Origin of the sequence: Thalassospira sp. A40-3 (genome assembly GCF_015871485.1) — a bacterium.
GTDB classification, from domain to species: domain Bacteria; phylum Pseudomonadota; class Alphaproteobacteria; order Rhodospirillales; family Thalassospiraceae; genus Thalassospira; species Thalassospira tepidiphila.
Window position 1 is genome coordinate 3,884,806 of record NZ_CP065428.1, and the last position, 12,182, is coordinate 3,896,987.

Annotated in this window: 14 protein-coding genes and 1 tRNA gene; 4 read left to right on the forward strand and 11 right to left on the reverse strand. The window is 55.5% G+C overall.

What is annotated here, in order from left to right:
* Nucleotides 1–16: 16 nt before the first annotated feature.
* From IT893_RS17950 to IT893_RS17960, 3 genes are all read right to left on the reverse strand, one after another.
* On the reverse strand, nucleotides 17–1,294 hold the full coding sequence (locus IT893_RS17950; protein WP_120224054.1) for a bifunctional 2-polyprenyl-6-hydroxyphenol methylase/3-demethylubiquinol 3-O-methyltransferase UbiG: 1,278 nt from the start codon (nucleotides 1,292–1,294) through the stop codon (nucleotides 17–19).
* 76 nt (nucleotides 1,295–1,370) lie between these two features.
* Nucleotides 1,371–2,363, reverse strand: a complete 993-nt coding sequence (locus IT893_RS17955; RefSeq protein ID WP_197146175.1) for an NADPH:quinone oxidoreductase family protein — start codon at nucleotides 2,361–2,363, stop codon at nucleotides 1,371–1,373.
* Between the two features lie 127 nt (nucleotides 2,364–2,490).
* A complete protein-coding gene (locus IT893_RS17960) occupies nucleotides 2,491–2,796 on the reverse strand; it encodes a hypothetical protein (protein WP_008888520.1) in 306 nt (101 codons plus the stop codon).
* A gap of 349 nt (nucleotides 2,797–3,145) precedes the next feature.
* Here IT893_RS17960 and IT893_RS17965 point away from each other — a divergent pair.
* Both IT893_RS17965 and IT893_RS17970 read left to right on the forward strand, forming a co-directional pair.
* A tRNA-Ser gene (locus tag IT893_RS17965) sits at nucleotides 3,146–3,235 on the forward strand.
* Nucleotides 3,236–3,384: 149 nt separating this feature from the next.
* A complete protein-coding gene (locus IT893_RS17970; RefSeq protein ID WP_249742216.1) occupies nucleotides 3,385–3,570 on the forward strand; it encodes a hypothetical protein in 186 nt (61 codons plus the stop codon).
* 1 nt (nucleotide 3,571) lies between these two features.
* Here IT893_RS17970 and IT893_RS17975 read toward each other — a convergent pair whose 3' ends face one another.
* Entirely contained in the window at nucleotides 3,572–4,078 is a 507-nt protein-coding gene (locus IT893_RS17975) for a MarR family winged helix-turn-helix transcriptional regulator (RefSeq protein WP_197146176.1), read from the reverse strand.
* An 82-nt stretch (nucleotides 4,079–4,160) separates the two neighbouring features.
* Between IT893_RS17975 and IT893_RS17980 the strand changes: the two genes are divergently transcribed.
* Both IT893_RS17980 and IT893_RS17985 read left to right on the forward strand, forming a co-directional pair.
* Entirely contained in the window at nucleotides 4,161–5,072 is a 912-nt protein-coding gene (locus IT893_RS17980) for an EamA family transporter (RefSeq protein ID WP_197146177.1), read from the forward strand.
* 35 nt (nucleotides 5,073–5,107) lie between these two features.
* A complete protein-coding gene (locus IT893_RS17985) occupies nucleotides 5,108–5,767 on the forward strand; it encodes an NAD(P)-dependent oxidoreductase (RefSeq protein WP_197146178.1) in 660 nt (219 codons plus the stop codon).
* Nucleotides 5,768–5,794: 27 nt separating this feature from the next.
* On the opposite strand, the gene IT893_RS17990 is transcribed toward IT893_RS17985, so the two are convergent.
* The 7 genes from IT893_RS17990 to IT893_RS18020 form a co-directional block, all read right to left on the reverse strand.
* Entirely contained in the window at nucleotides 5,795–6,343 is a 549-nt protein-coding gene (locus IT893_RS17990) for a hypothetical protein (RefSeq protein ID WP_197146179.1), read from the reverse strand.
* 270 nt (nucleotides 6,344–6,613) lie between these two features.
* A complete protein-coding gene (locus IT893_RS17995) occupies nucleotides 6,614–7,387 on the reverse strand; it encodes a pyrroline-5-carboxylate reductase (RefSeq protein ID WP_197146180.1) in 774 nt (257 codons plus the stop codon).
* Nucleotides 7,384–7,980 (reverse strand): RNA 2',3'-cyclic phosphodiesterase, encoded by a 597-nt coding sequence (gene thpR / locus IT893_RS18000; RefSeq protein ID WP_197146181.1) that lies wholly within the window; start codon nucleotides 7,978–7,980, stop codon nucleotides 7,384–7,386. The genes IT893_RS17995 and thpR overlap by 4 nt, the downstream gene beginning before the upstream one ends.
* A 27-nt stretch (nucleotides 7,981–8,007) precedes the next feature.
* Nucleotides 8,008–8,874: a pirin family protein gene (locus IT893_RS18005; protein WP_197146182.1), complete on the reverse strand. Its 867-nt coding sequence runs from the start codon at nucleotides 8,872–8,874 to the stop codon at nucleotides 8,008–8,010.
* 103 nt (nucleotides 8,875–8,977) lie between these two features.
* Nucleotides 8,978–10,018, reverse strand: coding sequence for an NADP(H)-dependent aldo-keto reductase (locus IT893_RS18010; RefSeq protein WP_197146183.1), 1,041 nt, complete (start codon nucleotides 10,016–10,018; stop codon nucleotides 8,978–8,980).
* A 139-nt stretch (nucleotides 10,019–10,157) separates the two neighbouring features.
* On the reverse strand, nucleotides 10,158–11,276 hold the full coding sequence (locus tag IT893_RS18015; protein ID WP_197146184.1) for an FIST C-terminal domain-containing protein: 1,119 nt from the start codon (nucleotides 11,274–11,276) through the stop codon (nucleotides 10,158–10,160).
* A gap of 176 nt (nucleotides 11,277–11,452) precedes the next feature.
* Nucleotides 11,453–12,157, reverse strand: a complete 705-nt coding sequence (locus IT893_RS18020; protein WP_008888530.1) for a J domain-containing protein — start codon at nucleotides 12,155–12,157, stop codon at nucleotides 11,453–11,455.
* Between the last annotated feature and the right edge of the window lie 25 nt (nucleotides 12,158–12,182).

Sequence of the window (12,182 nt, forward strand, 5' to 3'; positions counted from 1 at the left end):
TTTTTTTTGCTTTGGGCTATTTCTTTTCCGGGTGGCGCAGATACATCAGGTTTGCGGCATTGAGCACCGAATACATCACGGCAAACTGGGCATTGAATTCGAACTTTTCCGGTTTGGGATCAAACAGTTCGTAGATTTCACCGATCGAGCGTTTGCCATCAATCCGCGACAGGATCGCAGGCGATGCCGAGGGCATGGTGCGGGTCACCGAAAGGCCGGTAAAGGTGATCTTGATATTGCCGGTCTTGGCGACGGATCGCGCGAGTGCCGCACCATCAACACGGGTGAAGGTCGGGATCAGTTCCGGCGACGGGACCGGTGGTTTGATCTTGTTCTTGGCCTTGACGACATAAAAGGTGTGCTTGGTGATGTTGCCCGCCATCAATTCGGCCAGGGCGGCGCGTTCGCGAAATGGTACGTGCATCGCCTTATCAAGCACATCATGGCGCGAACAATAGGTGGTCGGGTCGTAGCGCATCGGTTCGATAAAGTTTTGCAGCCTAAGGCCAGCTGCCTCGACAAAATCAAACACCTCGTCGACGCGATAGGCGCGGTCCTGTTGATGCAACAACAGGTCATAAAACCCGGCATCGCCGCCATGGATGTGATCACCGACAAACGGGTTGCGTTTGAGCCAGTTGGTCCCGGGCAGTGAATTAAACAGCGCCTTGCCGAAATTCAGGCGCTTGGCCCCGCCGGCCTCGGCATTGAGGCGTTCCATCATTTCCTGCATGTGATAGACGCCTTGACGACCCAACTCGCCATAGACCATCAGGCCCATGCCACCATTGGGTTTCAGTGCATCGGCAAGTGCCTTGAGCCCGGCATCCGGATCAGGCAGGTGATGAAGCACCCCGCAGCAATCGATATAGTCAAACGGGCCGTACTCAGATGCCAGATCGACAAAGGATCCGGTCACGAACGTGACGTTCTTTTCCAGACTGCGGCGTTTGATACGCGCCTCGGCAATGGCGCGCGAGCTTTCGGACAGATCGATATAGACGATCTCGGCCTTGGCTTTGCGGTCACGGGCCTGCTGGGCCAGCATGACCAGCGCATCGCCAGTGCCGCCACCCGCGACGAGGATTTTGATTTTGCCACTTTTGGTCTGCGCCGATGGATCGCGCCCGCCAAAGACAAAATGAACGACCTCGTCCCAGTTGCCCGGTGATCCGGTGATCAGGCGCTTGTCCTCATCCTCGGGATTGCGGGCCGGATAGGGATAGGTTTCATACTGATCACGGGTCTTTGCAGAAGACTGGACGTGATCGGGCCTGTTTTTGTCGTCGGGCATTCGGCGATTTCCGGCAGAGAAGTGGTTGGGACGGGGTCATCCTATACCAGCAATGTGCGTATTGAAATCCGCCTATTTACCTGTTTGGACGGCAATCAATCACGAGCTTGCCGGTCACCGTGCGTTCGCGAATGGCCGTCAGGGCATCCATTGCATCTTCAAGCCGATAAACCGCGGAGATCATCGGCCGGATCGCCCCGGATTGCAGGCGTTCCAGAAGCTCTGCCATGCCCGTTTGCGCAATATCGGGATTTTGTTCGAGATAGGCGCCGAAATAAAAACCGATTGCGGTGACATTCTTGACCAGCAGGATATTGGCCGGGATTTGCGGCACGGTGCCGCTGGCAAAGCCAATCAGAAGCATGCGCGCACCGGGCGCAACGCAGCGCAGGCTTTGATCAAAGACATCACCGCCAACCGGATCATAAACAACATCGACACCTTTGGGCTGACCGAGGTTTGCGGTGATTTCGCGCACCCGGTCGCGGATGTTTTCTGATTTATAGTCAATGACATGATCCGCACCATGGTCGCGCGCGATATGGCATTTGTCCGCGCCACCGGCCGTGGCAATGACGGTTGCGCCCAAAAGCTTGGCACATTCGACGGCGGTCAAACCGACGCCACCAGCCGCCCCATGCACCAGAACAACCTCGCCCGACTTGACATCGGCGCGATACTTCAATGCAAACCAGCTTGTGCCATAGGCGATCTGAAAGGCTGCTGCGCTTTTGAAATCAACACCAGCGGGCAATGCGATGACAAGGCGCCCGTCGGCCACGACCTGTTCGGCGTAACCACCCCAATCGGGCATGGCCATCACCGCATCGCCCGGTTTGACATGACTGACATCATCGCCAACCGCACGCACCGTGCCACTGACTTCAAAGCCGGGGGAAAAGGGACCCTCGGGACGTTTTTGATATTTGCCTTGCAGGATCAGGGTATCGGCGAAATTGACCCCGCAGGCGGCAACATCAATCAGGACCTGACCGGGTTGGATGACCGGGTCCGGAGCATCCACCCATTGCGTTACTTCGCCAAATGCGTTGCACACCCATGCCTTCATTCCGGTTTTCCTGCCTGCTGCCATGTTGATTGCTGGCAGTGTGCCGCCTGCACCGCGTGCCGACAAGGCGACAAAGGACTAAACCGGGCAACACCCCGTTAAGTGAAGAGCTCTGGCGAATGGGAGATCAGAAAATGCGCTGACGCTTGCGCTTGCGGGTCAGCAGAAGAAGGATGGCGGATGGCACAAACAAGACAACCAGGGCCGGTGCCAGCAGGATCGGCACAAAGATGGTATCCCATGCCCAAACGGAAATGTAGCGCTGGATCACGGATTGCAACAGGTTCAGGCTGCCGGTATCAAGGCGATACCAGAGCTCGCCGGCGGCGACCAGACGAAAACTTCCTGTTTGAAGCGCGGTAATGGAATCATCGACCAGCACAGCAATGCTGGCAAAAAGCAGTAACCATCCCAACGCCCGGAAAAACCACATTATCCGCTCCAAGCGACCTGTCAGGGTCGGTATATTAGAAAAACAACAACAAGCCCAATGGTTTGCACATAAAGGGTAAAGGGATGCATTTGTATAACAAAACATTACCCATGAGTTGCAAACACCTGACACCAAACCTTACGGATCAGACATCAACAAGAAGTAAAGATGCCGACAACGCCCCGTTTACCAAGGGTTTGCGGCGATTGAATGTCAGAAACACAGGCCATTTTACAGGCCAATCAGTGGGATTTGCGCAAAGTGAAAAAAGAGGCTGATTGGGCCTTGTCAAGCGCGGGCGTCTCGGCTAATGTCCGCCCGCTTTCGCGATATATCAAAGATCGCATGTGGAGAGGTGGCCGAGTGGTTTAAGGCGCACGCCTGGAAAGCGTGTTGGGGTGTAAGCCCCTCAGGGGTTCGAATCCCCTCCTCTCTGCCACTGACATAAAAAGCATTTTTCCAAGACATACAGACAAGATCAACCAGCACATATCCACGTGTCAGGTTCTGATTTGTCGCGTGTTTTGCACGGCTCCTGACAACAGGCTGTCAGGGCGTCTTGATCATAATGTGCTTTTGCAAGGAAGCATGATGATCAAATACCTTTATCCAGACGGCAGCCACTGTTACCGCGCCCTGCATACAGCACATGCGGTCTTTCGCAATGCGGATGGCAAGCTGATCGCCCGCGCCGAGAAGGCGGACGGATCGGGCATGTATGAGTTTGAAATCGCAGGCTTTGAGCTTTTAAGCCCAGGGATCGTTTATGACTGACCTAGCTGTCTTCTGAATTCTCGGCAGAATTCATTGCCGCCAGCCATTTGCGCAGCAGGCCATCAAGCTGCTCGAGTTCCTGTGCGTTTAGTGCTTCGAGCATCTGATGCTGGTTGGCGACATGCTCGGTAACGGCAGCATCAATCAGCTCAAACCCTTTGTCCGTCAGGGCGATGACAAAGCCGCGCCCGTCCTCCGGGTTGCGTTGACGGGTGATCAGCCCGGCCTTTTCCAACCGGTCAAGCCGGTTGGTCATGGTGCCCGATGTCACCATGGTCCAGTCGATGAGCTCCGACGGGCTGAGCGCATAGGGTGGGCCAGACCGGCGCAAGGTCGCCAGAACGTCAAAACTTGCCAGCGACAGATCGTATTTTTTGAAAACACGTTCGTGTGCGGCACTTAGATGACTGCGCAGTCGTCCTATCCGGCCAATGACGCCCATTTGGGTGACATCAAGGTCGGGTCTTTCACGGCGCCACTGCGCAAGAATGCGGTCAACTTTATCCATGGCTCGGATTCTTTTCAGAATTTTATCTTGACGTCAAGATTTCTGAATATATCTTGATGTCAAGATAAATGGAGATGCCACCATGAACCGAACAACCGATTTATGCCTGACTGCTCTTGCCCCGATCATCTGGGGCAGCAGCTATATCGTCACCACGGAAATGCTGCCCGATGGCTTTCCGCTGACCGTGGCCCTTCTGCGTGCCTTGCCTGCCGGCTTGATCCTTTTGCTTGTTGTGCGGCAATTGCCGCCGGCCGGCTGGCGCGCCCGCGTGTTTATTCTGGGCGCGCTGAACTTTGCCGTTTTCTGGTCGATGCTGTTTGTCGCGGCCTATCGCCTGCCGGGCGGGGTGGCAGCGACACTTGGCGCGATCCAGCCGTTGCTGGTGTTGTTTTTGGCGCGCTTTGCGCTGGGATCCGGGATTACGATGCTGGGTATTATTGCCGCCATTTCCGGATTGATCGGGGTCGCGATGCTGGTCCTTGGCCCGACCAGCAGCCTTGATCCGATTGGCATTGCAGCCGCCCTTTTTGGTGCGGCATCCATGGCCGCCGGCACGGTGATGACCCGCAAATGGCAGCCGCCGGTATCCCCGCTGACTTTTACCGCCTGGCAATTAACCGCAGGCGGGATCCTTATGATCCCGGTGGCCCTGATCCTTGAGCCCGGCTTCCCGGTGCCGACCGTAACCAATCTGGCCGGTCTGGTGTGGCTCGGTCTGATCGGGGCGGCCCTGACCTATTACCTGTGGTTCCGGGGCATTGCGCGCCTTGGCCCGACGACGGTGACAAGCTTTGGCTTTTTGAGCCCGACCAGTGCGGTTTTGCTGGGCTGGATCATTCTGGGCGAAGCGCTCAGTCCGCTTCAGATGGCCGGTGTGATTGTTGTGCTGGTCAGTATCTGGCTGGGTCAGCGGGCGGCGCGTCCTGCGCCTGCACCAGTGGCCACACCAGAATCTGCCGCGATCAACCAACCTGCCCCACGCACCACATAAAAACAAACCGCCCCACATATATAAGGAAACGTCCAATGAAGATTGTTCTGTTTGGTGCCACCGGTGATGTCGGTACCGCCACCCTGCACGAAGCCCTAAAACGCGGCCATAGCGTTACAGCGATTGCGCGCAACATCCACAAACTGGCTGATGTGCCAGACAGCGTGGCGCGCGAAAGCGTTGATGTGCTGGCCAAGCCCGATCGCGTTGCCGAGCTGATGGCAAGCCATGACGTGGCGATCAGCGCGCTTCGCCCGATCAGTGGATCAGAAAGTTTGCTGGTTGAGATGAGCCGGGTGTTGCTGGAGGCGGCGCGTCAAACCAAAGCCCCGATTTACCTGACCGGTGGGGCTGCGACCCTGAAACTGGCCGATGACAGCGGACATACCGTCCTGAGCGCGCCAGACTTCCTGCCCGATGCTGTGCGCCCGATTGCCGAAGCCTGTGCGAAGCAGGATGCGCTTTTGGATCAGTACGAGGACGTGCAATGGACCTGCCTGCGCCCGCCCGCGATGCTGTTTGACGGTGCACTGACCGGCCAATATGTGCGCGGCACCGATACGCTGGTACCCGATCATGACGGGATGGCGCGGATCAGCTTTGCCGATTTCGGCTATGCGATGATCGATCTGATTGAAGCCGGCAATGGCGGGCAGCAGCGTCTGACGGTGGGATATCAGAACAAAGCTATTTAACTCACACATCCTTCTCCAAGAGAATGTTCACTCGGTAATCTTGTTGATGTGTGAAACCAGTTGATCTTTATCCATCACCGTTGAAGCGGTTTTAGCCTGATATTGTTGCTTCAACGCGTTATCAACGATCGTGGGGTACTTCTGATGAATGAGAGTCAAATCTTCATGAGAGAGAGCATTTTCCAAGATAGATATCTCTTCATCTTTTTGAGCATTTTCGGCCAGAACTCTTTGATACTGGCCATAAAGATTCTGGTACGCATCCACGGCAGCTACCAGCTTCTTAAAATTCACCTCACTATGATAAAGGGCAGAATCTCTCTCTTTTTCTATTCTTTCAGCCTGCTCCTCAAGTTCTAAATAGGCAGCTTTCACCTCTTCCATCTTGGAGCTAAACAGTTCCGTTTGCTCTGCAAGTGCTTGCTCTAGTTTCTGAGCATGAGCTTTCCAGGATTTGTAGTTACTTCTTAAAGTATTACTATTTTCCCTTTCTCTTTTTAAGGCTTTTGACAAACCATCAGCGGTTCCCCATGCTGCGTATGCATCGCTGTCATATCCTCCATTAAATTCATTCATCTGCTGAAATCCTTATTCTATTTCTATTATTTGTAAGTATATCGCACCTAGAATAGGCTTACCGCTACAAACACGAAACAGCCCTTCATGCAAACTCATCGGCACATTCTCTAACATAGGGAAATGTGCTTTCACTTTAAGGGAATTCTAGTCAAGCTCGAACTATTTTCGACAATAGAACTTGATGATAGAAATCTAGAGTTGAAATTTACTCTGGCAGCTGTTTCCTCAGATGAACAACGACTCAATCACCAACATGCTTTGAAGTGACTAAGACGACGCCTTGATCCGGGCAAAGACTTCATCAAGGGCGGTGTGGATAGCATCCGTGCCCTTTTCGCGGATGAAGGTTTGCGCGACCTGTTCGTTGAGGCCGCCTGCGGTGACGTGGCCTTCATAGAGATCGGTGAAGCTTTGATCCGGCGCCTTGTCGGTATTTTGGGAAAGGCCGGAAAACAGGGCGGCGAGATAACGACGCGCATCGGCATAATCGGAACCCTGTTTGACCATCCACTGGGCGGCACTTTCAAGCACGGTGAAATAGGTCGCCATCAGGGCGCTGCCCGTCGCGTAGCCATCAAAGGCATCGATGGTTTCGGCTGCCACCGCCCCGCCCAGCTTTTCAAACAGGGCCATGACATCGGGTGAGCCCGGGTAAACCGCCGTGACACAGGCATGATGTTCGACTGGTGGTAACGGAATGGCGCGATCACATTGCGCGTTGGTGCCAAGCCAGACTTTGAGATCAGAAATCGGGATGGTTGCGATCAGACTGACAATCTGTTTGTCGTCAGGCACGCGAAGGGCGGACAGCACATCACCGGCAATCTGCGGCAGGACCGCCAGAAAAATCATATCGGATTGGTCAATGATCGCCTGATTGTCGTCTTCGACCCGGACCCGGTCAAAGTCGGCGGCGAGCTTTGTCGAGATATGTTCGCTTCGGCGTGAAACGATGATTTCATCTACGCGATAGTCAGATGTCAAAAGACCACGAATGACCGCATCGCTGATTGCGCCGGTTCCGATAAAGCCAAGTTTCATTGAAAATCCTCTGTGACAAAGGCGTCAGTCAGGTCCGGCTCCTTGATCGGGCCGTCCTTGCCGTCATAGGCGGCGATCACGCGAAATTCGGGACCGTCAACTGTGGAATGGCTTTCATACAAACAGAAACGATCAACGGTGAACACCCGTGATGACAGATCGCCATGATCGACAATCGCCTGTTCGATGGACGCGCGCGCCGCATCGCGGTTACGCCCCAGTGTGATGTGCGGGGTGAATTTGCGCATATCCATATCCGGGCATTCATCAAGCGCAAGAAGCGCGTTTTCCACCCGATTGGCAAGGGTGCGCAAAGCTGGTTGATCCTTTACCCCGGCCCAGAAAATGCGGACCTTGCGGTTGGATGCAAACATATCAAGGCCCGATACCTGCAGATCAAAGGGCTCGAACGCCACTTGTGACAGGGCCTGATCAATTTCGCTGGCAAGGCCGGGATCGACATTGCCGATGAATTTCAGCGTGATGTGCATGTTTTCCGGGGTCTGGGCATCAAGCCCCTTGATCGCACGCCCCAGCGGATAAAGGTCGGTCGCAATATCGTGGGGAATTTCCACACCAACAAACAAACGCATGTCTTCAATCCAATTCTGATGCGGTAATTAGCCGGTCGAACGTTCAGGCAGCGGCAAAGCATCCTCTTCGCCGTCAATCTGCGGGAACTTTCCCGCGGCCCAATCGGATTTGGCCGCCTCGATCCGTTCCTTGGTGCTGGCGACAAAGTTCCACCAGATATAGCGCCGACCGACCGGCAGGCCGCCCAGCAACATCACCCGGCAATCGGTTTTGGCAACGATATCGGGGATTTCTTCGGGCGCGACATAGATAAAGCTTTCAGGCTTATAGCTTTCGCCGTCAATCAGAAGCGTGCCCGATACGACGTAAATCGCCCCTTCCTGATTTTCACCGGGCAGAAGGAGCTGCGCGCCTTCGTCCATTTCGACATCAAGGTAATAAAGCTTGGATTTGACCGGGACCGGGGCGGTTTTGCCAAAGGCCTCACCGGCGATCAGGCGCATGTGAAGTCCGGCATCCTCGATCACCGGCAGGTCATTTTTGGGCACGTGATAAAAGGCGGGATCTGATTCCTCTGCCTCATCGGGCAGCGCGACCCAAAGCTGCAAACCATCGAGTTGATGAACGGAATTGCGGACCTCATCGGTTTCGCGTTCGGAATGGGTAATGCCGCGCCCAGCACTCATCCAATTGAGATCGCCCGGCGTGATTTCCAGATCACTGCCCAAACTGTCGCGATGCAGGATCGCACCCTTGAACAGGTAGGTCACGGTCGCCAAGCACGTATGGGGATGCGGCGGTACATCAATGCCCTGACCGGATTGGAATTCGACCGGCCCCATATGATCGAAGAATACGAACGGACCGACAGAACGCACATCGCGATGGGGTAAAACGCGACGGACAGAAATACCCCCCAGATCGGATTCCTTGCCAAAGATCAGCTTAACCATTTGTCGCCTCCGTTCTGGTGGTGGGAAAAGCGGCGGAATAAACCGCCGCCTTTCATAAGTCTTTGGTCAAATTCTGCGAGCAAAATCTGACCATCCTGTGACCTTACGGGCAGGGATAGGTGTAGACCTGATGGATGTTTTCGATTTCTTCGAGAACGCTGTCCGACAGGGTGATGTTGGCCGACCCGATATTGGATTTCAGCTGTTCCATGCTGGTCGCGCCAATGATGTTGGACGTCAGGAACGGGCGCGAATTGACATAGGCCAGCGCCATCTGGGCCGGATCAAGACCATTGTCCTTGGCAAGCTTCACATAGGCTTCGGTTGCCTTTACGCCGTTTTCGGTCAGGTAGCGGCCAAAATATTGCGGCCAGACTGAGGAACGCGCACCTTCGGGACGCGCACCGCCCAAATATTTGCCCGACAGCGCCCCGCCGCCCAGCGGCGAATAGGCCAGAAGACCGGCATCTTCGCGGATCGAACATTCCGCCAGACCAACTTCATATTGCCGGGTCAGAAGACTATAGGGGTTTTGAACCGAGACCACGCGCGGCCAGCCGTTCTTTTCAGCCAGTTCAAGGAACTTCATCAGGCCCCACGGGCTTTCATTCGAAAGGCCGATATGGCGAACCTTACCGGCCTTGACCAGCTCATCAAGTGCTTCGAGGCTTTCCTCGATCGGGGTGAATTCCTCGTCCGGCTCGTGGGTATAGCCAAGCTTGGAGAAGAAGTTGGAATTCCGATCCGGCCAGTGAAGCTGATAAAGATCGACATAATCGGTTTTAAGGCGACCAAGTGATGCGTCAATCGCCTCAAAGATCTGCCCGCGGGTCAGACGCGGCCCGCCACGCACATACGGGAAACGATCGGCCGGACCGACAATCTTGGTGGCGATCACCAGATCATCGCGTTTTCCGCGCTTTTCAAGCCAGTTGCCGATGATGGTTTCGGTCGCGGTAAAGGTCTCTTCCATCGCCGGGACCGGATACATTTCGGCGGTATCGATGAAATTGACTTCGTTGGCAGTGGCGTAATCAAGCTGTTCAAAAGCTTCTTCCTGGGTGTTCTGCTGGCCCCAGGTCATGGTGCCAAGGCAGATGACGCTGACATCAATGTCTGTACGCCCCAGTCGACGATATTCCATGTGAAATTCCCCTGTCTTATGCCGCCCGCACTGTTGGATCGGGGCGGCACATGATTTTGCAATGGTATGAATATATCCGCTTGGCCGCGCGATGAAACCGTTTGCGGGCAAATTTCTTATGATTTGAAATTTCGCGGCCTTAGATAAACAGGGTCAAAACCCCGGTATAGCCATAGAACCGGTCATTGCAGATTTCGCCATTGCCGTAAAAACCGGTCAGTGGCAAATCACCCAATTCATCACGGATGATCATCATTTCGCGGCTTTCGGTGCCAAACAGATGCGGGCCACGGGCGACACAGCTGCAATAAAGCGCCCCGCGTGGCTTGCCCGGCAGACGTTTTTGCAAATCGCTTAGCATGCGACGCAAATCCTGTTCGGCGGCGGCCCCGTCACGGCGGACAAAACGGATGGCGTCCCCCGCCTGCACATCGCCACTGATCGCGATCATATTGTTATGGGGATCAATCCCCATCAGATTGCGCACGACAAAGTCGCCGGTATCGGACCCGGGCACCATCAGTGCCGCGTGATAGCGCCCGGATGCCATGGATTGTTCACCGCCGTCTGCTTCGAGTTCTTGCTTAAGCACATCAAGGGCGGGGCGATCATCAAGGGTGGAAATGATGCCTTCGCGTCCCTCGGTCACGCGGTGGACCGGGCCGATTGGCGTGCAGGCCTGACTGATGCCGACCTGAACACTGGTTTTGCCATCAAACAAAACGCCCGACAGGCCCCCATTCACAACCCGGTCGGCAATCTGCGGCGCGCCGCGTTCCCCCGATGCGATGCCGCCCACCAGATAGGTCGAGCCCAGTCTTGCCAGCTCGGCCAGTTGGGCAAGGCTTTCGGGGGCAGCGGGATCGCCATGAACAAGGCCAAAGATCGGCTGCAGGCGATCAATCGCGCTTTGCAGATCGCGCGCATCCAGATCGGCCTCGGTCTTGAGCGGCTCAAAAATATGGAATTCATCACGGGCAAAGGGGGCCACCATGACAGAGGCCGCTGGAACGCCGAAATAGGCCCGGCCCGATCCGCAGACGCCAACGCCGGATGTTCCGATCCAGTGTTCAATCGACAGACGGGAGCGCAGGAAGGTCAGGATACTGCCAAGATCATCGGCCAGCGGTTCGGAGACATACAAAAAGGCCAGCGCCTGTTTGGGCAGTGGTTCTTTTTCGAGAAGTTCTGCAAGCTCGGATGCGACCGAAGCCCAGTTTTCGCCGCTGGCATGTGCCGCCCGAAATTCCGCCGTCATGCTGTCTCCCGTTGCTGACTGGTCAGGATGCCCGGGTCTTGTGCCCGGTCGATAACCAGAAATCTGATGCCTACATCCAAGCCCAGATAAATCTAAGCCCAGTTACATCTAAGCATTGGCCCACCCCTTCGACAAGGGCTTGGGCGGCGGTTCGTGATTCGGATCGATCCAACCGATCAGGAAACATGTTTGCGCAGGATCTCCATCGCGGCGTTCAGCTGCGTCATGCGCTGGTGGGAGCCATAATTGCTGTCGGGGTGGTGGATGGCGGCAAGAACGCGGTATTTGGCGCGGATGGCGCGCAAATCGGGCCGCGCACTTGGCGCAAAGCCCATGACATGCAGGGCCTCGTTAAAGGTGGTCACACCGCGATCGAGCGGATCAAAGGCAAGGTTATCAACAATCTGGCGCAGACGTTCGAGTTCTTCACGCGATTGCAGAAGCTCGACAGGTGGCTCTGCCTGACGTTTTTTAAGCGCGCGGGCTTCTTCGAGGGCTGCACGTTCGGCGGCGAGAACGTCGGATTTCTCGACCCTCATATTGACATCGCCCGCATCAAAATCGATCGCCATCTGAAGCGCCTTGCGCACGGTGATCACCGAAAAACCCGGTGGCAGGCGCAATTGCAGCCGGGGTTTGCGCCGCCAGGGGCGTCCCTCGGCCGGGCCGGACTTCAAGACAATGGTTTCGCGATCGCCCTTGGGCGGGTCGCCGGGATCCTGATAATCCTCAATCGCCTTTTCGGGCACAATCAACATGACCGAGCGCGCCAGATCAGCCGCATTCACCCCGCGCCGTTCTGCCAGTTGCAGCACAGCGTCACGAAAGATCGAAGAACAGGGAATGGTGTAGGACTGTTTGACGGTGGAAGAAGACGACACTGAACAATCCCTTTAAGGCATTGAA